18 protein-coding genes are annotated in these 19,612 nt (G+C 73.4%); 11 read left to right on the plus strand and 7 right to left on the minus strand.

The features are described 5' to 3' along the window. The first annotated feature begins 68 nt into the window (after window positions 1-68). Together nudC and K3554_RS07220 are read left to right on the plus strand one after the other, a co-directional pair. Window positions 69-995, plus strand: coding sequence for an NAD(+) diphosphatase (gene nudC, locus K3554_RS07215; protein ID WP_259945403.1), 927 nt, complete (start codon window positions 69-71; stop codon window positions 993-995). A gap of 77 nt (window positions 996-1,072) precedes the next feature. Then, window positions 1,073-1,534: an SRPBCC family protein gene (locus K3554_RS07220; RefSeq protein ID WP_259945406.1), complete on the plus strand. Its 462-nt coding sequence runs from the start codon at window positions 1,073-1,075 to the stop codon at window positions 1,532-1,534. Window positions 1,535-1,554: 20 nt separating this feature from the next. Here K3554_RS07220 and ptsP read toward each other — a convergent pair whose 3' ends face one another. The 6 genes from ptsP to glmU form a co-directional block, all read right to left on the minus strand. Beyond that, window positions 1,555-3,789 (minus strand): phosphoenolpyruvate--protein phosphotransferase, encoded by a 2,235-nt coding sequence (gene ptsP / locus K3554_RS07225; protein ID WP_259945409.1) that lies wholly within the window; start codon window positions 3,787-3,789, stop codon window positions 1,555-1,557. Window positions 3,790-3,863: 74 nt separating this feature from the next. Then, the gene (locus K3554_RS07230) at window positions 3,864-3,998 is read right to left on the minus strand and encodes a hypothetical protein (protein WP_259945412.1); all 135 of its coding nucleotides are present in this window, start codon (window positions 3,996-3,998) and stop codon (window positions 3,864-3,866) included. A 109-nt stretch (window positions 3,999-4,107) separates the two neighbouring features. Continuing rightward, entirely contained in the window at window positions 4,108-5,343 is a 1,236-nt protein-coding gene (locus tag K3554_RS07235; RefSeq protein ID WP_259945414.1) for an aspartate kinase, read from the minus strand. Between the two features lie 65 nt (window positions 5,344-5,408). Then, window positions 5,409-5,945, minus strand: coding sequence for a hypothetical protein (locus tag K3554_RS07240; protein ID WP_259945416.1), 537 nt, complete (start codon window positions 5,943-5,945; stop codon window positions 5,409-5,411). Window positions 5,946-6,064: 119 nt separating this feature from the next. Next, window positions 6,065-7,870: a glutamine--fructose-6-phosphate transaminase (isomerizing) gene (glmS, locus tag K3554_RS07245; RefSeq protein WP_259945418.1), complete on the minus strand. Its 1,806-nt coding sequence runs from the start codon at window positions 7,868-7,870 to the stop codon at window positions 6,065-6,067. A gap of 1 nt (window position 7,871) precedes the next feature. Further along, window positions 7,872-9,215, minus strand: coding sequence for a bifunctional UDP-N-acetylglucosamine diphosphorylase/glucosamine-1-phosphate N-acetyltransferase GlmU (gene glmU, locus K3554_RS07250; RefSeq protein ID WP_259945420.1), 1,344 nt, complete (start codon window positions 9,213-9,215; stop codon window positions 7,872-7,874). Between the two features lie 87 nt (window positions 9,216-9,302). Between glmU and K3554_RS07255 the strand changes: the two genes are divergently transcribed. Together K3554_RS07255 and K3554_RS07260 are read left to right on the plus strand one after the other, a co-directional pair. Then, window positions 9,303-9,992, plus strand: coding sequence for an HAD-IA family hydrolase (locus K3554_RS07255; protein ID WP_259945422.1), 690 nt, complete (start codon window positions 9,303-9,305; stop codon window positions 9,990-9,992). 176 nt (window positions 9,993-10,168) lie between these two features. Further along, window positions 10,169-11,365 (plus strand): DegT/DnrJ/EryC1/StrS aminotransferase family protein, encoded by a 1,197-nt coding sequence (locus K3554_RS07260; protein WP_259945424.1) that lies wholly within the window; start codon window positions 10,169-10,171, stop codon window positions 11,363-11,365. A 114-nt stretch (window positions 11,366-11,479) separates the two neighbouring features. Here the strand turns inward: K3554_RS07260 and K3554_RS07265 are convergent, their stop codons facing one another. After that, window positions 11,480-12,022: a hypothetical protein gene (locus tag K3554_RS07265; RefSeq protein WP_259945426.1), complete on the minus strand. Its 543-nt coding sequence runs from the start codon at window positions 12,020-12,022 to the stop codon at window positions 11,480-11,482. A gap of 148 nt (window positions 12,023-12,170) precedes the next feature. Here K3554_RS07265 and K3554_RS07270 point away from each other — a divergent pair, with 148 nt between their 5' ends. The 7 genes from K3554_RS07270 (at window position 12,171) to K3554_RS07300 (ending at window position 19,579) form a co-directional block, all read left to right on the plus strand. Then, complete coding sequence (locus K3554_RS07270) at window positions 12,171-13,334, plus strand: isovaleryl-CoA dehydrogenase (RefSeq protein ID WP_259945428.1); 1,164 nt, start codon at window positions 12,171-12,173, stop codon at window positions 13,332-13,334. Between the two features lie 62 nt (window positions 13,335-13,396). After that, entirely contained in the window at window positions 13,397-13,855 is a 459-nt protein-coding gene (locus K3554_RS07275) for a DUF1622 domain-containing protein (RefSeq protein ID WP_259945431.1), read from the plus strand. Next, window positions 13,852-14,364, plus strand: a complete 513-nt coding sequence (locus K3554_RS07280; protein WP_259945433.1) for a hypothetical protein — start codon at window positions 13,852-13,854, stop codon at window positions 14,362-14,364. The genes K3554_RS07275 and K3554_RS07280 overlap by 4 nt, the downstream gene beginning before the upstream one ends. Then, the gene (locus K3554_RS07285; protein WP_259945434.1) at window positions 14,361-15,965 is read left to right on the plus strand and encodes a carboxyl transferase domain-containing protein; all 1,605 of its coding nucleotides are present in this window, start codon (window positions 14,361-14,363) and stop codon (window positions 15,963-15,965) included. Before K3554_RS07280 ends, K3554_RS07285 begins: the two co-directional genes overlap by 4 nt. Before the next feature lie 778 nt (window positions 15,966-16,743). Beyond that, the gene (locus K3554_RS07290; RefSeq protein ID WP_311200384.1) at window positions 16,744-17,151 is read left to right on the plus strand and encodes an ASCH domain-containing protein; all 408 of its coding nucleotides are present in this window, start codon (window positions 16,744-16,746) and stop codon (window positions 17,149-17,151) included. Continuing rightward, the gene (locus K3554_RS07295; RefSeq protein ID WP_311200385.1) at window positions 17,148-17,642 is read left to right on the plus strand and encodes an O-acetyl-ADP-ribose deacetylase; all 495 of its coding nucleotides are present in this window, start codon (window positions 17,148-17,150) and stop codon (window positions 17,640-17,642) included. Before K3554_RS07290 ends, K3554_RS07295 begins: the two co-directional genes overlap by 4 nt. Continuing rightward, the gene (locus K3554_RS07300) at window positions 17,639-19,579 is read left to right on the plus strand and encodes a biotin carboxylase N-terminal domain-containing protein (RefSeq protein ID WP_259945436.1); all 1,941 of its coding nucleotides are present in this window, start codon (window positions 17,639-17,641) and stop codon (window positions 19,577-19,579) included. The genes K3554_RS07295 and K3554_RS07300 overlap by 4 nt, the downstream gene beginning before the upstream one ends. The last annotated feature ends 33 nt before the right edge of the window (window positions 19,580-19,612 follow it).

Here is a 19,612-nt window from a genome sequence, read left to right on the forward strand (position 1 = left end):
GTTCACCGCGCCCCGCTTGCCCTCGCGCGCGGCGGCGGGCACCACGCGGCCCGAGGGGGACGCGCGCCATGGACCATGCCGAGACGGTGACCTTCGGGGGCGGCGGGCTGGACCGGGCCGAGGACCTGCGCCGCCACCCCGAGCTGCTGGCCGCTCTGCCCGCCCGCACGCTGCCCCTCTGGCGCGGCAAGCCGCTGCTGAAGGAATCCGGAGACGCGCTCCAGATCCTCGACGGCCACGCCCCGGAGGCGGGCCACCCGGTCCTGATCGGCCGCATCGACGGCCACGCGCTGTTCGCCCGCGACGTGAGCGCGCTGGAGGTCGAAGGCTTCGCCGACACGCTCGGCGCCTTCCAGGACCCTTCGACCCAGCGCGCCGCGGGCCTGCCGGGCGCCTTCGCGGAGCTGCGCGCCGCGATGACCCGCCTCGCGCCCGTCGAGGCCGAGATCGCCGCCACGGCACGCGGGGTGCTCGAATGGCACCGCACCCATCGCTTCTGCGGCCGCTGCGGCGCGCCCACGGAGCCGGGCAAGGCGGGCTGGATGCGGATGTGCGGCGAAGGGCACGCGCACTTCCCGCGCACCGACCCGGTGGTGATCATGCTCGTGATCCACGGCGAGCGCGCCCTTCTGGGCCGCTCGCCGGCCTGGCCCGAGGGGTTCTTCTCGTGCCTCGCGGGCTTCATGGAGCCGGGCGAGACGGTGGAGTCGGCGGTGCGCCGCGAGACCTGGGAGGAGTGCGGCGTGCGGGTGGGGCGCGTCCGCTACCTCGCCTCGCAGCCCTGGCCGTTCCCCGGCTCGCTGATGCTGGGCGCCCACGGCGAGGCCTTGGACGACCGCATCGAGATCGACCCCGAGGAGATCGCCGAGGCGCGCTGGGTCACGCGCGAGCGGCTGGTCGAGGTCTTCGCCGGGCGCGACCCGCACATGAGCCCCGCGCGCGAGGGAGCGATCGCCCGGTTCCTCCTGCAGGCGTGGCTGGAGGACCGGCTCTGACCCCGCGCCGCGATGGCGCCCTAATTGAATCCTAACCCGCGGGCACCAGATGTGCCGACAGGAGCCGGAGACCCCCCATGAAGTTCGTCGCCACCGAGGACATCCGCGCGCCGCTGGACCTGGTCTGGGACGAGGTCTCGGCGATCGAGCGCTGGGAGGGCCTGATCAGGCGCGGCGCCGACCGGCTGGAGCGCCAGCCGCCCGGCCCGCCGGGCCCGGGCACGCGCTGGATGGGGCGCGGCACCGTGAGCGGCAAGCGCCGCGACGTCGCCGCCACGCTGGTCGCGCTGGATCCCCGGCGGCAGCTCGTGATCGAGGGCGGGACCGACGGCATGACCGTCGTGCTGGAGGTCGCGCTCGAGGCGCGGGGCCCGGCGCTGACGCGGCTCACGGTGGTCACGGAGGCCAGGGCTCGCACCCTCTCGGCGCGGCTGCTGCTGCAGTCGGCCCGGCTTGCGCGCGCGTCGCTGGCGAAGCGCTACAAGGAGCGGGTGTCGAACTTCGCCTCGCGCATGGAGACGCTCGCCGCCGCGGCCTGAGGCTTCGCGCGCCGCCCCCTTCAGCGGTGGCGCAGGTAGTCCATCACCGCGGGGCGCACCGACTGCTCGCCCGCCTCGCGGGCGTTGGCGATGACCTCGCGCACCTCCGCGAGCGAGGAGCGCAGCAGCAGGTGCTTCACCGGGCCGATGCTCGCGGGGCGCATCGACAGCGCGCGCAGGCCCATGGCCGCGAAGCACAGCGCCTCGATGGGCCGGCCGGCGTCCTCGCCGCAGAAGCTGACGGGCGTGCCCGCCTCGTCGCAGCGCGCCACGATCTGCTCGATCAGCGACAGGAACGAGACGTTGAGCGTGTCGTAGCGCCGGCGCACCCGCTCGTTCTCGCGGTCGGCGGCGAAGAAGAACTGCTTGAGGTCGTTGCCGCCGATCGAGATGAAGTCCGCCTCCTCGAAGAAGCGGCGAGGCGCGAAGGCGAGGCTCGGGGTCTCCAGCATGGCGCCGACGCAGACCTTCTCGGGCAGCACGTGGCCGAGGCTGCGCTCGCGGTGGATCTCGCGCAGGACGTGGCCGCGCGCCTCCAGGAACTCCTCCATCTGGGCCACGAACGGGAACATTACCCGCAGGGGGCGCCCGTTCGCGGCGCGCAGGAGGGCCTGGAGCTGCATCCGCATGATGCCGCGCTTGTCGAGCCCGACCCGGATCGCGCGCCAGCCCAGCGCCGGGTTCGGCTCGTCGGCGGGCTTCATGTAGGGCAGCACCTTGTCGGAGCCGATGTCGAGGGTGCGGAAGGTGACCGGCTTGCCGCCCGCCGCGTCCATGACCCGCGCGTAGAGCGTGGCCAGTTCGCCCCGGCGCGGCATCTTGGAACGCACGAGGAACTGCAGCTCGGTGCGGAAGAGCCCCACGCCCTCGGCCCCCGAGGAGGGCAGCGAGGGCAGGTCGGCCATAAGCCCCGCGTTCATGGTCAACTCGATGCGCTGCCCGTCCTCGGTGACGCAGAGCCGGTCGCGGATCGCCGCGTAGCGCTGCTGGGCGTCGGCCTGCATGGCCAGCTTCTCGCGGAACGCCTCGCGCACCTTCTCGTCGGGACGCAGGTGGGCGATGGCCTGGTCGCCGTCCACGAGGATCGGGTCGCCCGACAGCGCCTCGGTGAGGATGCCGCGGGCCTGGATCACCAGCGGGATCGCCCAAGCGCGCGCGACGATGGCCGCGTGGGATCCGACCGAGCCCTCCTCGAGCACGATGCCCCGCAGGCGCCCGCGCCCGTATTCCAGAAGCTCCGCGGGGCCGAGGTTGCGCGCCACCAGGACGCTGCCGTCGGGCGCCGCGCGCGTGGCGCGCCCCTGTCCCGTGAGCGTGCGCAGGAGGCGGTTTGACAGATCGTCCAGATCGGCCAGCCGGTCGCGCAGGTAGGCGTCGCCGGACTGGCTCATGCGCGTGCGCGCGGTGGTCTGCTCCTTCTCGACGGCCGCCTCCGCCGAGAGGCCCGCGTCGATGTCCGCCTCCATGCGCCGCAGCCAGGAGCGGGAGTAGGCGAACATGCGGTAGGTCTCGAGGACCTCCATCTGCTCGCGGTCGCCCGAGGCGGCATCCAGCATCTTGTCCACCGACAGGCGCAGGGCGTCGATCGCGTCCGCGAGCCGGCGCTTCTCCGCGTCCGGGTCGTCGGCCACGGGGTTTGTGATCACCACGCGGGGGTCGTGGAGATGAACCAGCCCCTCGGCCGCGCCCTCCTGGCCCGTGACACCCCGGAACATGCGCTGGCCGGCATGGGGCGCGCGCAGGGCCTCGCCCTCGCCCACGAAGGCGCCGAGTTCCGCCATCTCGGCCAGCACCATGGCCACCACCTCAAGGGCGTAGACCTCGTCCTCGGAGTACTCGCGCGCTTCCTTGGACTGCACCACCAGCACGCCCAGCCGCTCGCCGAGGCGCTGGACGGGCACGCCGAGGAAGGCCGAGAACACCTCCTCGCCGGTCTCGGGCATGAAGCGAAAGCCGCGGGTGGAGGGCGCGTCGGCAGTGTTCACGGGGCCGCGGCGCCGCGCGACGCGGCCCACCAGTCCCTCGCCGAGGCGCAGGCGGGTGACATGGACCGCCTCGGGGTTGAGGCCCTGCGTGGCGCACAGCTCCAGCGTGTTCTCGTCGCGGTGCAGGTAGATGGAGCACACGTCGGTGCCCATCGAATCGGCCACGAGGGCGACGATGCGGTCGAGACGCTCCTGGCCCTGCGCCTCCTCGGCCATCACCGCTTGGAGGCGCCGCAGCAGCTTGCGGCTCTCGGTGTCCGGTGCGGTCATGCGCCTGTCTCCCTCGCGCCCCCATACCCCGCCGGGCGGGGCGGGGGAAAGGGCGGAGGGGGCTCGGCGGCGCCTTAGCGCCCGGCCTGCATCGCGGCCTGGACCGTGCCCGCCGAAGGCCTGTCGGGCGGCGCCAGAACGGCCACGGAGGCGAGCGAGAGGGCGCCGAGCACGGCGAGCCAGAACGGGGGAGGGGTGTGTCGGGTCATCATGGGGCGATCGTGGCCCCGGGGCCGCCCGTCAGGCCAATGCGGCGCGCGGTCATGCGCCGGCAGGGGCCCCGTCATGCGATAACGGGGCGCCCGCGGGGCCTGCGGGTCAGGCCTTCTGCAGCTCGAAGGCGTCGTGCAGCGCCTGCACGGCCAGCTCCGTGAACTTGCGGTCGATCAGCACCGAGATCTTGATCTCCGAGGTGGTGATGACCTTGATGTTCACGCCGAACTCCGAGAGCGCGCGGAACATCTTGGCCGCGACCCCGGCGTGGGAGCGCATGCCGATGCCCACCACCGAGACCTTGGCCACCTCGGAGTCGACCAGCAGGTCGCGGAAGTTCACCTCGCCGCCCGCCTTCACGCCGTCCATGGCGCGGCGGGCGCGCGGCACCATGTCCACGGGCAGCGAGAAGGTCATGTCGGTGCGGCCGTCCTCGCCGATGTTCTGCACGATCATGTCGACCACGACGCCCTCCTCGGCGAGGGGGCCGAAGATGGCGGCCGAGATGCCGGGGCGGTCGGCCACGCTCACGAGGGTCATCTGCGCCTCGTCGCGGCTGAAGGCGACGCCCGATACGACCTTGGATTCCACGATGTCCTCCTCGCGGCACACCAGCGTGCCGGCATTCTCGTCCATTTCCTCGAAGCTCGACAGCACCCGCAGGCGCACGTCGTAGCGCATCGCCAGTTCCACGGAGCGGGTCTGGAGCACCTTGGCACCCAGCGAGGCCAGCTCCAGCATCTCCTCGAAGGCGATGCGGTCGATGCGGCGGGCCTTGGCGCTGACACGCGGATCGGTGGTGTAGACGCCGTCCACGTCCGTGTAGATGTCGCAGCGCTCCGCCCCGAAGGCGGCGGCGAAGGCCACCGCGGTGGTGTCCGAGCCGCCGCGCCCCAGCGTGGTGATGCGCCCCTCGGGGCTGATGCCCTGGAAGCCCGCCACCACGGCCACCTGCATGCCCTCGCCGAACTTCGTCGCGAGGTTGTCCGTGGGGATGTCCTCGATGCGCGCCGAGCCGTGGGCCGAAGTGGTGCGGACCGGCACCTGCCAGCCCTGCCAGGAGCGCGCGTCGATGCCGTTGTGCTGCAGCACCAGCGCGAGCAGGCCGGCGGTGACGTTCTCGCCCGAGGAGACCACGGCGTCGTACTCGCGCGCGTCGTGGAGAGGGCCGGTCTCGCCGACCCAGCCCACCAGCTCGTTGGTTTTGCCGGACATGGCGGAGACGACCACGATCACCTCATGGCCGCGCGCGACCTCGACGCCCACGCGCTTGGCGACGCGCTTGATGCGCTCGAGGTTCCCGACGGACGTGCCGCCGAACTTCATCACCAGGCGCGTCATGCCACCCCCCCGTCTCGGACGCGCCGCCCTTACGGAAGGGCGGGCGGGGGCGCAAGGCGCGCGGATCAGTCGATCCAGGCCTCGGGCACGTCCTCGGGCATGTCGGGCACGTCGCGGGTCTCGCGGCCGTCGCCGTCGAACCACTGGTCCTCGGGGTCGGAGTCCGACGCATGGTACACGGAGGTGCGGGTCCAGACCGAGCCGTCGCTCATGAGGTAGCGGCGCGTCACGGTCTCGGAACTCTCGCCGCAATTGATCGAGTCGCCGCAGCTCACCCGCGTGGAGGCGGTGGCCTTGCGGATCGAGACGGCCTTGAAGCGTAGCTCGCCGTCGTCCTCGGCGGACGTGCCGTCGGGTTCCTGGCCGCGCGCGGCGTCGGTGCGCGCGCTGGTAGGCTTCACGCCCGACACGTCGCGGCTCAGGTCGCTCCGCACGTGGGTCTGGAAGGCGTCGCTGCCCGCGACCAGCAGCACGCCGGCGCCCAGGGCCATCGCGGTCGCGGCCGCGGTGAGCACGGCCCAGTCGACGGCCACCGCCCCGCATTCGGCGCGCGCGAAGCGGCGAAGGGCCGCGGGGATCGTCAGGGGCGTATGCGCGTCCACGGGGTTCGTCCTCCGTCGCAGGTCGGGGCGGCGGAGCGTCCGCCACCCCAGTGATCTGCGGGGGGAATGGGGCGCGACGGCGGCGGGCGAGCGGCGATTGCGCGCCCCGTTTCGTCGGATCACTCCACGGTGACGGACTTCGCCAGGTTGCGCGGCTGGTCCACGTCCGTGCCCTTGTGGACGGCCGTGTGGTAGGCCAGCAGCTGCGCGGGCACGGAGTAGAGGATCGGCGCCAGCACCGGGTCGCAGGCCGGCATCCGCAGCACCGCGCGGCAGCCCCCGCCGCCCGCCGCCTCGCCTTCGGCGTCCGTCACCAGCAGAACCTGTCCCTCGCGGGCCATCACCTCCTGCATGTTCGAGACGGTCTTCTCGAACAGGGCATCCGTGGGGGCCAGGACCACCACCGGCAGGGTCCGGTCCACAAGCGCGATCGGCCCGTGCTTCAGCTCGCCCGAGGCGTAGGCCTCGGCGTGGATGTAGGAGATTTCCTTGAGCTTCAGCGCCCCCTCGTGCGCCAGCGGGAACATCGGTCCGCGCCCGAGGAACAGGATGTCGGAGGCCTCAGCCAGCCAGTGGCTCAACTCGGCGCAGCGGCCCTCGGTGGCGAGCGCGAGGCTCATCAGCCCCGGCAGGCGGCGCAGCTCGCCCACGATGGCGGCCTCGCGCGCGGCATCTATGGCGCCGCGCTGGCGGGCGGCGAGCACTGCGAGGCACAGGAGCACCGCGAGCTGGTTCGTGAAGGCCTTCGTGGAGGCCACGCCGATCTCGACGCCGGCGCGGATCGGGAAGGCCACGTCGCTCTCGCGGGCGATCGAGCTCTCGGGCACGTTCACCACCGACAGGATCGCCTTGGCGCCCGAGGCGGCGTGACGCAGGGCGGCCAGGGTGTCGGCGGTCTCGCCCGACTGCGACACGAACAGCGCCGCGCCCTCGGGGTCGATCACCGGGTCGCGGTAGCGGTACTCGGAGGCGATGTCGCACTCCACGGGCATGCGCGCGATCTGCTCGAACCAGTACTTCGCCACGGTGCCGGCGATGTAGGCCGTGCCGCAGGCCACGATGGTGAGGCGAGAGAGCGCGGCGAAGTCCACCTCCGCGGGCGGCGAGACGCGGTCGCCGTCGAGGTAGAGGTCGAGCACGTCCGAGAGCGTCTGCGGCTGCTCGTGGATCTCCTTGGCCATGAAGTGGCGGTGGCCGCCCTTCTCGATGCGCTGGGAGTCCACGGGCACGCGCACCACGTCGCGGTTGGCGCGGGCACCATTGCTGTCCCAGATCGTCGCGCCCTCGCGGGTGACGACCGCGCGGTCGCCCTCCTCGAGGTAGGTGAGGCGGTCGGTGAGGGGGCCGAGCGCGATGGCGTCGGAGCCCACGAACATCTCGCCCTGCCCATGGCCGATGGCGAGGGGGCTGCCGGCGCGGGCGCAGACCAGGAGGTCCGCCTCGCCGTCGAACAGGAAGCACAGGGCGTAGGCGCCGCGCAGGCGGTCGACCGTGGCGAAGGCGGCGTCCTGCGGGGACATGCCGCGGTCGAGGAAGCTCTCGCACAGGCGCACGATGGTCTCGGTGTCGGTCTGGCTCTCCCAGGTGCCGCCCAGCTCGGCGCGCAGCTCGCGGAAGTTCTCGATGATGCCGTTGTGCACCACGGCCACGCGCCCCGAGCGGTGGGGGTGCGCGTTGGCGACCGACGGCACGCCGTGGGTGGCCCAGCGGGTGTGGCCGATGCCGGCCTTGCCGGCGAGCGGGTCGCTGACCAGGAGGTCGGCCAGGTTCACGAGCTTGCCCACCGCGCGCCGCCGGTCGAGGCGCCCGTCCTCGACGGTGGCGATGCCGGCGCTGTCATAGCCGCGGTACTCGAGGCGCTTGAGCGCGTCGACCATGATGGGCGCCGCCTGGTGGTCGCCCAGGATGCCGATGATTCCACACATGTCAGCGGGCCTCCTTCGCCGCGCGCAGCTTCGCCATGAGGCGCCGCGCCATGCCGTCCTTGTTCTCCTGCCGCGCGCGCGACAGCGCGAGCGCGCCGTCCGGCACGTCGCGCGTGACGACCGAGCCGGAGCCGGTCATCGCCTCGTCGCCCACCGCAACGGGCGCCACCAGCATGGTGTTCGATCCGATGAAGGCGTGCGCCCCGATGGTGGTGCGGTGCTTGCCCACGCCGTCGTAGTTGCAGGTGATCGTACCCGCGCCGACGTTGGCATGCGCGCCCACATGCGCGTCGCCGACGTAGCTCAGGTGGTTGATCTTGGCGCCCTCGTCGACCTGCGCGGCCTTCACCTCCACGAAGTTGCCGACCTTGGCGCCGCGGTCCAGCTCGGTGCCGGGACGCAGGCGGGCGTAAGGTCCGACCACGCAGGCTTCCGAGACGTGAGCGCCCTCGAGGTGGCTGAAGGCGCGGATCGTGGCGCCGGACTCGACCGTGACGCCGGGGCCGAACACCACGTGGGGCTCCACCACCACGTCGCGCCCCAGATGGGTGTCGAAGGCGAAGTGCACCGTGGCGGGGTCCACGAGCGTGGCGCCGTTCTCCATCGCCGCCGCCCGCGCCCGGCGCTGGAACGCGGCCTCTGCGGCGGCGAGGTCCATCCGGGTGTTCACGCCCAGCGTCTCGCTCTCGTCGCAGACCACCACGCGGGCCGAGAGGCCGCGCTTCGCCGCCAGCGCCGGCAGGTCGGTGAGGTAGAACTCTCCGGAGGCGTTGTCGTCGCCCACCTCCGCGATCAGCGAGAACATGGTGGCGGCGTCGCAGGCCATCACGCCCGAATTGCACAGCCGGATCGCGCGCTCCGCCTCGGTGGCGTCCTTGAACTCCACGATCCGCTCCAGCCGGTCGCCGTCGGTCACGAGGCGGCCGTAGCGCATGGGGTCGGCGGCCTCGAAGCCCAGCACCACCACGTCGGCGCCCGCGGCCCTCGCCTCGGCCATGCGCTGGAGGGTCTCGCCCTCGATGAAGGGGGTGTCGCCGTAGAGCACGAAGGCGTCGCCGTCGAAGCCCTCCAGGGCGCCGCGCGCCTGCGCCACCGCGTGGGCGGTGCCGCGCTGCTCGGTCTGCACCGCCACCACCGCGTCCTCGTCGAAGCCGCGTAGCGCCGTCTCCACCGCCTCGCCGCCGTGGCCGACGACGACCACGGTCCGCACCGGTTCCAAGGCGGCGCCCGACAAGAGCGCGTGGCGCAGGAGCGGCGCGCCGGCGACCTCGTGGAGCACCTTCGGGCGCTCGGACTTCATGCGGCTGCCCTGGCCGGCGGCCAGGACGATCAACGCGGCGGCCATGCGCGCACCCCTTTTCCTCGAACGCCGGCCGTTCTACCTCCCCCCGGCGGCGCCGCAAGGCGAGCGTCGGCGAAAGGGAGCCGCCTGATGAAACCATGCGTCATCTTCGACCTCGACGGGACGCTGTGCGACACGTCGCTCGACCTGATCGCGGCCGCCAACGCCGCGTTCCGGCACCTCGGCCGCGACACCGCGCTGGATGCGGACGACCCCGCGCACCGGGCCGCGGCGCTGAAGGGCGGGCGCTCCATGCTGCGCGCGGGGCTGGCCCGTTTGGGCGAGGTGGACGAAGACGAGGTCGATCGCGGCTACCAGCCCCTGCTCGACGCCTACGCCGAGGCGGTCTGCGTCCACACCACCTTCTTTCCCGGCGCCCGCGAGGCGGTGGCGCGACTCCGCGAGGCGGGCTACGCGGTCGGCATCTGCACCAACAAGCCGGAGGGGCTCGCGGTGGCGCTGATGGAGGGCCTCGGCGCCTCGGCCGAGTTCCACGCGCTCGTGGGTGCCGACACGCTGCCCGTGCGCAAGCCCGACCCCGAGCCCCTGCGCGAGACGATCCGCCGGGCGGGCGGGCACCCGGAGCGCGCGATCCTCGTGGGCGACACCACCACCGACCGCGACACCGCCGAGGCCGCCGGGCTGCCCTGCCTGCTGGTGGGCTTCATGGATCCGGTCGACCACCTCGTGCGGGACGGCTCGGAACTGCTCGCCGACTTCGCCGCGCTCGATGCCGCCGCGCATCGCCTGACCGCTGCCGAGGCGCAGCGGATCGCCTGAGAGGGGGGCTCTGCCCCCCGGCCCGTCGGGCCTCCCCCCGAGATATTTCTGGCAAGATGAGGGAACGCCCTCGTCTTCGTTTCCTAAATACCTCGGGGGAGCCGCCGCAGGCGGCGGGGGCAGAGCCCCCCCACGACGCTTGCAATGCACGCGGCGTGCGCGCCTAGCTTGCCGCCATGGAACGCTTCGCCAAGTCCTTCACCCGGCAGGAGCCGATCCCCGAGCCCGCGATCGAGGCCGCCGTGCGCGTCATGCGCTCCGGCGCGCTGCACCGCTACGGCGCGGAGCCGAGCGAGGTGGCGGCGCTGGAGCGGGAGTTCGCCGCGAGCGTAGGGGCCGCCCACGCCCTCGCCGTGGCCTCGGGCGGCTACGCCATGACCGCCGCCCTGCGCGCGCTGGGCGTGGGCCCGGGCGATCCGGTGCTCACCAACGCCTGGACCCTCGCGCCCGTGCCCGGCGCGATCGCCGCCGTGGGCGCGCGCCCCGTGCTGGTGGAGGTGGACGACTCCCTGCGGATCGACCTCGGCGACCTCGAAGTGAAGCTTCCGCAGGCCCGCGTGCTCCTCGTCAGCCACATGCGCGGCCACCTCGCCGACATGGAGGCGCTGATGGCCCTGTGCGACGCCGCCGGCGTGGCCGTGGTCGAGGACTGCGCCCACACCATGGGCGCGGCCTGGAACGGCCGGCCCTCGGGGCGCTGGGGCGCGGTGGGCTGCTTCTCGTGCCAGACCTACAAGCACGTGAACGCGGGCGAGGGGGGGCTGGTCTGCACCGACGACCCGGACCTCGCCGCGCGCATGATCCTCTTGTCGGGCAGCTACATGCTCTACGCCCGTCACGGCACCGCGCCCGCCGAGGCGGTCTTCGCCCGCCACAAGGGCACGGTCCCCAACGTCTCGGGCCGCATGGACGAGCTGCGTGCCGCGATCCTGCGCCCCCAGATCGGGGCGCTGCCCCGGCAGGTGGAGCGCTGGAACGCCCTCTACCGCGCCCTGGAGGACGCGTTCCGGGACGCCCCCGGCCTCGCGGTCGTCGAGCGCCCGCAGGCCGAAGCCTTCGTCGGCTCCTCGATCCAAGTGCTGGCCCATGATCCCGCCCGCGTGCCCGCCTTCCTCGCCGCCTGCGCCGCGTGGGGCGTGGAGTGGAAGTGGTTCGGCGGCGCTGAGGCCCACGGGTTCACTTCGCGCCACCACCACTGGGGCTACGTGGCGCCCCAGCGCTTGCCGCGCTCCGACGCGATCCTCGCCCGGCTCCTCGACATGCGCGTGCCGCTGACCTTCGACGCCGCGGACTGCGCCCTGATCGGACGGATCGTGGCCGCCGAGGCGGCGCGGCACCTCGGCGCCCCGTCACGCGCCCGCGATCCGGCGTGATTCGCAGGCGCGCCCCCGCGCCCCCATCTGTGGAATGCGGGCGGCACGCGCCTCCTCCTTCCCCCCGAGCGACGGCGTGCCGAGGCCTTTCCCCGGGCCAGCCGCCCGCGCCCCCTACAGCCAGCCCCGCCGCGCGCCGCCCTCCCGGCGTCCGTGCGAGACGCGCAGCGTCCGGCGCCAGATGTCGCAGTCGTCCTCCAGCGCCCGGTGCAGCGCGCCGGGCGAGAGCGCGTTGGGCATCCGCAGCCCCAGCGCCTCGGCGCACAGCTCCGAGCAGAACCACGCCTCGGGGTCCTCGCGGTTCAGGGGGATGACGTGGCTCTTGAGGAGGCCCGCGTAGTCGTAGGGCTTGCCCAGGTGCCGGGCGGCCCGGTCCCAGGCGTCGGCGGGCGCCCAGGGCACCGGCTTGAACGCCCACTTGCCCGCGTCGTAGCGGATCCACTTGATCCGAACCCCCCCGTCGCGCCCCGACGACGAGATCGACTCCACCGGCAGGCCCGGCGGCGGCGCGTCCGGGTGGCGGATCAGCTCGCAGTGGCTGAACGCCGACCGCGTCGCCCCCCGCACGATCCAAGCCTGCACGCGGCCGAAGGCGCGGGCGATGCGGTCCTTGCCGTCGCCCATGCCCTGGTAGAACGCCATCGTGTAGTCGCCCATGGCCTGGCTCCTCCGCACCAGATTGCGGCCGCGGAGGCGGGCGGGCAAGTGGGGAATCCCCGCCCCCGCTGGACGCCGGGCGCGGCGGCCGCTATGAACTGAACGAGCGTTCAATTCCTTGGGCGCGCCGGGGGCAGGGAGGTCCGCGATGTTCACCCACACCATGCGCTTCGACCTGGGCGAGGACGTCGAGGCGCTGCGCGAGATGACCCATCGCTGGGCGCAGGAGCGCGTGAAGCCGATGGCCGGCGAGATCGACGCCTCGAACGCGTTTCCCGCCGCGCTCTGGCGCGAGATGGGCGAGCTGGGCCTGCTCGGCATCACCGTTCCCGAGCGCTTCGGCGGCGCCGGCATGGGCTACCTCGCCCACGTGGTCGCCGTGGAGGAGATCGCCCGCGCCTCGGCCTCGGTCTCCCTCAGCTACGGCGCGCACTCCAACCTATGCGTGAACCAGATCGCCCTGAACGGCACCGACGCCCAGCGGGAAAAGTACCTCCCCGGCCTCGTGTCGGGCGAGCATGTGGGCGCCCTGGCCATGTCCGAGGCGGGCGCCGGCTCCGACGTGGTGTCGATGAAGTTGCGGGCCGAGAAGCGCAACGACCGCTACGTGCTCAACGGGACCAAGTACTGGATTACCAACGGCCCCGACGCCGACACGCTGGTGGTCTACGCCAAGACCGACCCCGAGGCCGGCGCCCGCGGCATCACCGCCTTCCTGGTCGAGAAGGCCATGACCGGCTTCTCCGCCTCGCCGCACTTCGACAAGCTGGGGATGCGCGGCTCGAACACCGCCGAGCTGGTGTTCGAGGACGTGGAGGTGCCGTTCGAGAACGTGCTGGGCGAGGAGGGGCGCGGCGTGCGCGTCCTCATGTCCGGCCTCGACTACGAGCGCGTGGTGCTGGCGGGCATCGGCCTCGGCATCATGGCGGCCTGCCTCGACGAGGTGATGCCCTACGTCTCGGAGCGGCGGCAGTTCGGCCAGCCCGTGGGCAGCTTCCAGCTCATGCAGGGCAAGATCGCCGACATGTACACCGCCATGAACTCGGCCCGCGCCTACGTCTACGAGGTGGCCAAGGCTTGCGACGCGGGCCGGGTCACACGCCAGGACGCGGCGGCCTGCTGCCTCTACGCCTCGGAGCAGGCCATGGTGCAGGCGCACCAGGCGGTGCAGGCCATGGGCGGCGCGGGCTTCATGAACGACGTGCCGGTCTCGCGGCTCTTCCGCGACGCCAAGCTGATGGAGATCGGCGCCGGCACCTCCGAGATCCGCCGCATGCTGGTGGGGCGCGAGCTGGTGGGCGCGATGGGCTGACGCGGCGGCGGCGCTGGACGCCGCCCGCCGCCGTGCCCAAGGTCGCCTGAAGGGAGACGCCGATGGCCGAGACCACACCGGGAGCCGAGCCGCTCCGCTTCTTCGACTACGTGCGCGAGGACACCGTGCTGCACGGCAAGGTGGACTGGCTCGTGCACCTGTTCGAGTGGCTGGCCGCCGGCATCGACATCCTCGCCTGCGCGATCCTCCTGATCGGCGCGATCCGCTTCATCGTCGGTTTCGCCCGCGCCGAGATCTCGCGCGACGAACGCCGCCGCATCCGCGGCGTGAACGCCGAGCGCGTGGAGCTGGGCCGCTACATCCTGGGCGGGCTGGAGCTGCTGATCGTCTCCGACATCATCCACACGGCCCTCAGCCTCGCCATGGCCGACCTCGTGTTCCTCGGCCTCCTCGTCGTCATCCGCTCGCTGATCTCGTTCTTCCTCGACCGCGAGCTCGCCGAGGTGAAGCGCGAGCTGGGCGAGGGGGCCGAGCTGGCCGACGCCAAGGGGAACGCATGATGCGCCGTCTGGCCCTGCTGCTCGCATGCCTCGCCGCACCGGCCGCCGCGGACGACGTCTCGCGCTGCTTCGCCGCGCTCTCCGCCGCGGACCGCGCGGCCTGGGCCGACCCGGACTGCGGGCCGGGCTGCAACTACGATGCGCTCGCCACGATCCTGGCCGACTGCGTGATCGAGACCATGCTCGCCTGCACCGAACGCCCCGCCGTGCCGCGCTGCGTGCGCCACGTGGCCGAGGACGTATCGACCCACTACGCCGCGCTGCGCGCGGTGATGCCCCCGCCCGAGGTGCTGCAGTCGCTGCCCGAGGCGGGCGGCGCCTTCGGCGAGGCCCTCGCCGCCGCCCGCACCCCCGTGATCCCCGGCGAGCCCGAGTGCCCGGTGCCCGCCGACTCGCTCTCGCCCATGACGCGGCAGGTGATCTGCGGCGCCCTGCCCACGGTGCGTGCCGCGGTGGCGCTGCAGGGCGCGATCCACTGGTTCGACATCCACGCGGAGGACGCGCAGTGAAGCTCCGATCGGCCCTCGTCCCCCGCTCCGAGGAGGCGCGCGCGAACCGCGCCGCCCACGAGGCCGCCCTGGCCCCCGTCGCTGAGGCCGCCGCCCTGGCCGCGGCCGGCGGCGGTGAGCGCTCGCGCGCGCGCCACATGAGCCGCGGCAAGATGCTGCCCCGCGACCGGGTGGCGGGCCTCCTCGACCCCGGCTCGCCCTTCCTCGAGGTCGGCCAGTTCGCCGCCCACGACATGTACGATGGTGCCGCCCCCGGCGCGGGCGCCATCGCCGGGGTGGGGCGCGTGCACGGCCGCGACGTCATGGTGGTGTGCAACGACGCCACTGTGAAGGGCGGCACCTACTACCCCATGACCGTCAAGAAGCACCTGCGCGCCCAGGAGATCGCCGAAGCCTGCCGGCTTCCTTGCGTCTACCTCGTGGACAGCGGGGGGGCGAACCTGCCCCAGCAGGACGAGGTGTTCCCGGACCGCGACCACTTCGGGCGCATCTTCTACAACCAGGCCCAGATGTCCGCGAAGGGCATCCCCCAGATCGCCGTGGTGATGGGCTCGTGCACGGCCGGCGGCGCCTACGTCCCCGCCATGTCGGACGTGTCCATCATCGTGCGCGACCAGGGCACCATCTTTCTCGCCGGCCCGCCCCTGGTGAAGGCCGCCACGGGCGAGGAGGTCTCGGCCGAGGACCTCGGCGGCGGCGACGTGCACACGCGCCTGTCGGGCGTGGCCGACTACCTGGCCGAGGACGACGCCCACGCCCTGGCGCTGGCGCGCGAGAGCCTGCGGTTCCTGAACGCCGCGCCCGTGGCCCACGCGGACTTCGCCCCGCCCGAGCCGCCCGCCTACGACCCCGACGAGATCCTCGACGTGGTCCCGGCCGGTCTGCGCACGCCCTACGACATCCGCGAGGTCGTCGCCCGGATCGTGGACGGCTCGCGCTTCGACGAGTTCAAGCGCCGCTTCGGCGAGACCCTCGTGACCGGCTTCGCCCACGTGGAGGGCATCCCCGTCGGCATCGTCGCCAACAACGGCGTGCTCTTCTCCGAGGCCGCCCAGAAGGGCGCGCACTTCGTGGAGCTGTGCTCGCAGCGCGGCATCCCGCTGGTGTTCCTGCAGAACATCACGGGCTTCATGGTCGGCCGCCGCTACGAGAACGAAGGCATCGCCCGTCACGGCGCCAAGATGGTCACGGCGGTGGCCACCACGAACGTCTCAAAGATCACCATGCTGGTCGGCGGCTCCTTCGGCGCGGGCAACTACGGCATGGCGGGCCGCGCCTACTCGCCGCGCTTCCTGTGGACCTGGCCCAACAGCCGCATCTCGGTGATGGGCGGCGCCCAGGCGGCCGGCGTCCTCGCCACCGTGAAGCGCGCCGCGATGGAGAAGGAGGGCCGCGAGTGGCTCCCCGAGGAGGAGGCCGAGTTCCGGCGCCCCACCGAGGAGATGTTCGAGCGCCAGTCCCACCCCCTCTACGCCTCGGCCCGCCTGTGGGACGACGGCATCGTCGATCCCCGCCGCTCCCGCGAGGTGCTGGCCCTGAGCCTGCGCGCGGCCCTCAACGCCCCCGTGGAGGAGACGCGGTTCGGCGTCTTCAGAATGTGACGAGCGCTCCCGCAGGGATCGATCGGTCCAGTGGACCGATCGAAGCGAGGAACCGAGCGCGCAAGCGCGAGGCTGGCGCTCCCGCAGGGATCGATCGGTCCGGTGGATCGATCGAAGCGAGGAACCGAGCGCGCAAGCGCCAGGATGGCGTCCGCCGCATGTCCGGGCATTCCCGCGCTTGCGCCAGTTACGTCGCTCGCCTTCGGGCGTGCGCGCAGCTGCCCCCGTCCCGCCGGATTCCCCGCGCATCCGTTCGGCATGGCATGGAAGAAACCGAAGGGCCCCGGCGCGGGGCGTTCGCTCCCGGTCTGGGACAGGTTCGACCCGAAGGACGAGCCGCCGTTCCGCAGCCGGTACGACCTACACGGCGGCCGGAAGCTGAAGCAGGGGGGCGCGGCGGCGACGCCGGTGTGGAATCTTGGGGGGCCGCACCGCAAGCCCCATGGCAGGTCGCGGCATTGGCTCACGTCGGTCCTGCCGTGGATGATCGCGGGCGTTGCTTCGCTCGTAGCCCTGGCGATCGCGCCGCCGGACGATGCGCGGACGCCGCCGGCCCCTGGCGCGTCCCCGCGCGCGCCGACCGCTCGCACCGCGCCGGCGCGGGAGCCGGACTGCCAACCGGGGGGCACCGTGATGCGGGGGGCCATCCGCTTCCAAGTCCCGCCGAGTTGCCGCTAGCCGCCTCGGGCCGGGCACGCCGATGCAACGACGGCCCCGGTGCGGGTGCGGTTGCCTGCCCCTACGGGCCGCAGACGCTCAGGCACGAGGGAGCCTGCCCGTGAGCGCCCTCGACCGCGTGCTCGCGCGCCATCCCGGCGCGCAGGCCTTCCGCTTCGGCGACGGGCCGGACCTGTGCGCCTCGCTCACGCAGCTCGTGCGCTCGGGAGACAAGACCGCCACCTGCGCGCCGCTCGAGGACTACCCCGAGGGCGATCCGGCCCGTCCCGTGGTGGGGCGCCGCGACGTGGCCTGCTGGTGGGACTGGACGCCGGCGGCCGTGATCGAGACCAGCGAGGTCGCGGAGTGCCGCTTCCGCGACGTGCCCGAGGCCTTCGCGCTGGCGGAAGGCGAGGGCGACTTCGCGGAGTGGCGCGCCGGGCACGTCGCCTACTTCCGCCGCACGGGCGGCTTCTCCGAGGACATGTGGCTGATGTGCGAGCGCTTCCGGCTGGTGGAGGTCCTGTGATCGAGGTCCGCGAAGGCGACATCACGCGCATGGCGGTGGACGCGGTCGTGAACGCCGCGAACCGCTCGCTCCTGGGGGGCGGCGGCGTGGACGGCGCGATCCACCGCGCCGCCGGGCCGGAGCTGCTGGAGGAATGCCGCGCCCTGGGCGGCTGCGAGACCGGCGACGCGAAGGCGACCCGCGGCCACCGCCTGCCGGCCGCTCACGTGATCCACACCGTCGGCCCCGTCTGGCGGGGCGGCGGCGCCGGCGAGGACGCGGCGCTGGCCTCCTGCTACCGCCACTCGGTCGAGGTGGCGCGGGGCCTGGGTGCGCGGACGGTCGCCTTCCCCGCCATCTCCACCGGCATCTACGGCTTCCCGCCCGAGCGCGCGGCGCGCATCGCCGTCGCCACCCTGCGCGAGATGGGCGAGCCGCCCCACCCCATCCTCGTCGCCTTCGACGCCCGATCCGCGGCCACGCTCCGCGCCGCCCTGGAGGACGCCCCATGATCCGCAAGCTGCTCATCGCCAACCGTGGCGAGATCGCCTGCCGCGTCATCGACACCTGCCGCCGCCTTGGGGTCCGCACTGTCGCCGTCCACTCGGACGTCGACGCGGACGCACGCCACGTGGCCATGGCCGACGAGGCCGTGTCCCTCGGCGGCGCGAGCCCTGCCGAGAGCTACCTGCGCGGCGACGCCATCGTCGAGGCCATGCGCGCCACCGGCGCCGAGGCCGTCCATCCCGGCTACGGCTTCCTGTCCGAGAACCCGGACTTCGTGGAGGCGGTCGAGGCGGCCGGCCTCGTCTTCGTGGGGCCTTCCGCGTCGGCGATCCGCGCCATGGGCCTCAAGGACGCCGCCAAGAAGCGCATGGAGGAAGCTGGTGTCCCAGTGGTCCCCGGCTACCACGGCCGCGACCAGGCCGACGTGCGGCTCGCGCAGGAGGCGGCCGGGATCGGCTGGCCCGTGCTGATCAAGGCCGTCGCGGGCGGCGGCGGCAAGGGCATGCGCCGCGTGGACCGGGAGGCCGACTTCCAGGATGCCCTAGCCTCCGCCCGCGCCGAGGCACGCGGCGCCTTCGGCGACGACCGCGTGCTGGTCGAGAAGTTCGTCGCCACCCCCCGCCACATCGAGGTGCAGGTCTTCGGCGACGGGCGCCGCGCGGTCCACCTCTTCGAGCGCGACTGCTCGCTCCAGCGCCGGCACCAGAAGGTGATCGAGGAGGCGCCCGCGCCCGGCATGCCCGAGGACATGCGCGAGGCCATGGGCGCCGCCGCCGTGCGCGCCGCCGAGGCCATCGGGTATGCCGGCGCCGGCACCGTGGAGTTCATCGTCGACGCCTCGGACGGCCTGCGCGCCGACCGCTTCTACTTCATGGAGATGAACACCCGCCTCCAGGTCGAGCACCCCGTGACCGAGGAGGTGACGGGCGTCGACCTCGTGGAATGGCAGCTCCGCGTGGCCTCGGGCGAATCCCTCTGGCTGGATCAGTCCGACCTCTCGCTGCAAGGCCACAGCTTCGAGGCCCGCCTCTACGCCGAGGACCCCTCGGTCGGCTTCCTGCCCGCCACGGGCCGCCTCTCGCGCCTGCGCTTTCCGCAAGGCGTGCGCATCGAGACCGGCGTGCGCGAGGGCGACCGCATCTCCCCCCACTACGACCCGATGATCGCCAAGATCGTGGTGCGCGGCGAGACCCGCGGCGCGGCCCTCGGCCAACTGGACCGCGCGCTCGCCCATACGCAGGTCGCGGGAACGGTCACCAACCTCGCCTTCCTTCGCCGCCTCGCGCGGCACGAGGGCTTCGGGCGCGGCGAGGTGGACACCGGGCTGATCGACCGCGAGGCGGACAGCCTCAGCCCCCATCCGGTCGCCTGCGAGCGCACCCGCGCGCTGGCCGCCTGCCTCGCCCTCGGGCTGGACCGCCCCCAGCCCCACGAGGGCGCCCACCACTGGACCCCGCTGCGCTGGCCCGTCACCATGACGCACCGCGGCGAGGCCGTGGAGGGCTTCGTCGCCGTGGAGGGGCCGGGACGCTACGCCGTGGACCTCGGCGACGGCGCCGTGGAGGCCCTGCGCACCGCCGCCGGCTGGCGCGTGGACGGCCGCCCCGTGGCCGCTGACTGGGCACGGGACGGCGGCACCCTCACGATCTTCTGGGGCAACGCCTACCCGTTCGAGATCCCCGACCCCCTCGCGCGCGGCGAGGAGGGCGCGGGCGGCGCCGGCGCGGTCGAGGCCCCCATGCCCGGCCTCGTGCGCGAGGTGCTGGTCGCCGCCGGCGACGCGGTCGAGGAGGGCCAGCGGCTGGCCGTGCTCGAGGCCATGAAGATGGAGCACGCCCTGCGCGCGCCCCGCGCCGGCACGGTGGCCGAGGTGCTGGCCGAGGCCGGCGCCCAGGTCGAGGCGGGGGCGGCGATCGTGCGGCTCGAGGACGAGGCGGGGTAGGGGGCGCTGCCCCCGCCGCCTCCGGCGGCTCCC

It is taken from the genome of Jannaschia sp. W003 (assembly GCF_025144335.1).
GTDB lineage: Bacteria > Pseudomonadota > Alphaproteobacteria > Rhodobacterales > Rhodobacteraceae > Jannaschia.

What these genes read in the sequence shown, in the direction of transcription:
- K3554_RS07280 (WP_259945433.1), top strand. Translation starts at nt 13,852, where the DNA reads ATGATGCGCCGTCTGGCCCTGCTGCTCGCATGCCTCGCCGCACCGGCC.
- K3554_RS07265 (WP_259945426.1), bottom strand. Translation starts at nt 12,022, where the DNA reads ATGGGCGACTACACGATGGCGTTCTACCAGGGCATGGGCGACGGCAAG.
- K3554_RS07270 (WP_259945428.1), top strand. Translation starts at nt 12,171, where the DNA reads ATGTTCACCCACACCATGCGCTTCGACCTGGGCGAGGACGTCGAGGCG.
- nudC (WP_259945403.1), top strand. Translation starts at nt 69, where the DNA reads ATGGACCATGCCGAGACGGTGACCTTCGGGGGCGGCGGGCTGGACCGG.
- K3554_RS07255 (WP_259945422.1), top strand. Translation starts at nt 9,303, where the DNA reads ATGAAACCATGCGTCATCTTCGACCTCGACGGGACGCTGTGCGACACG.
- K3554_RS07275 (WP_259945431.1), top strand. Translation starts at nt 13,397, where the DNA reads ATGGCCGAGACCACACCGGGAGCCGAGCCGCTCCGCTTCTTCGACTAC.
- K3554_RS07300 (WP_259945436.1), top strand. Translation starts at nt 17,639, where the DNA reads ATGATCCGCAAGCTGCTCATCGCCAACCGTGGCGAGATCGCCTGCCGC.
- glmU (WP_259945420.1), bottom strand. Translation starts at nt 9,215, where the DNA reads ATGGCCGCCGCGTTGATCGTCCTGGCCGCCGGCCAGGGCAGCCGCATG.
- ptsP (WP_259945409.1), bottom strand. Translation starts at nt 3,789, where the DNA reads ATGACCGCACCGGACACCGAGAGCCGCAAGCTGCTGCGGCGCCTCCAA.
- K3554_RS07235 (WP_259945414.1), bottom strand. Translation starts at nt 5,343, where the DNA reads ATGACGCGCCTGGTGATGAAGTTCGGCGGCACGTCCGTCGGGAACCTC.
- K3554_RS07230 (WP_259945412.1), bottom strand. Translation starts at nt 3,998, where the DNA reads ATGACCCGACACACCCCTCCCCCGTTCTGGCTCGCCGTGCTCGGCGCC.
- K3554_RS07220 (WP_259945406.1), top strand. Translation starts at nt 1,073, where the DNA reads ATGAAGTTCGTCGCCACCGAGGACATCCGCGCGCCGCTGGACCTGGTC.
- glmS (WP_259945418.1), bottom strand. Translation starts at nt 7,870, where the DNA reads ATGTGTGGAATCATCGGCATCCTGGGCGACCACCAGGCGGCGCCCATC.
- K3554_RS07260 (WP_259945424.1), top strand. Translation starts at nt 10,169, where the DNA reads ATGGAACGCTTCGCCAAGTCCTTCACCCGGCAGGAGCCGATCCCCGAG.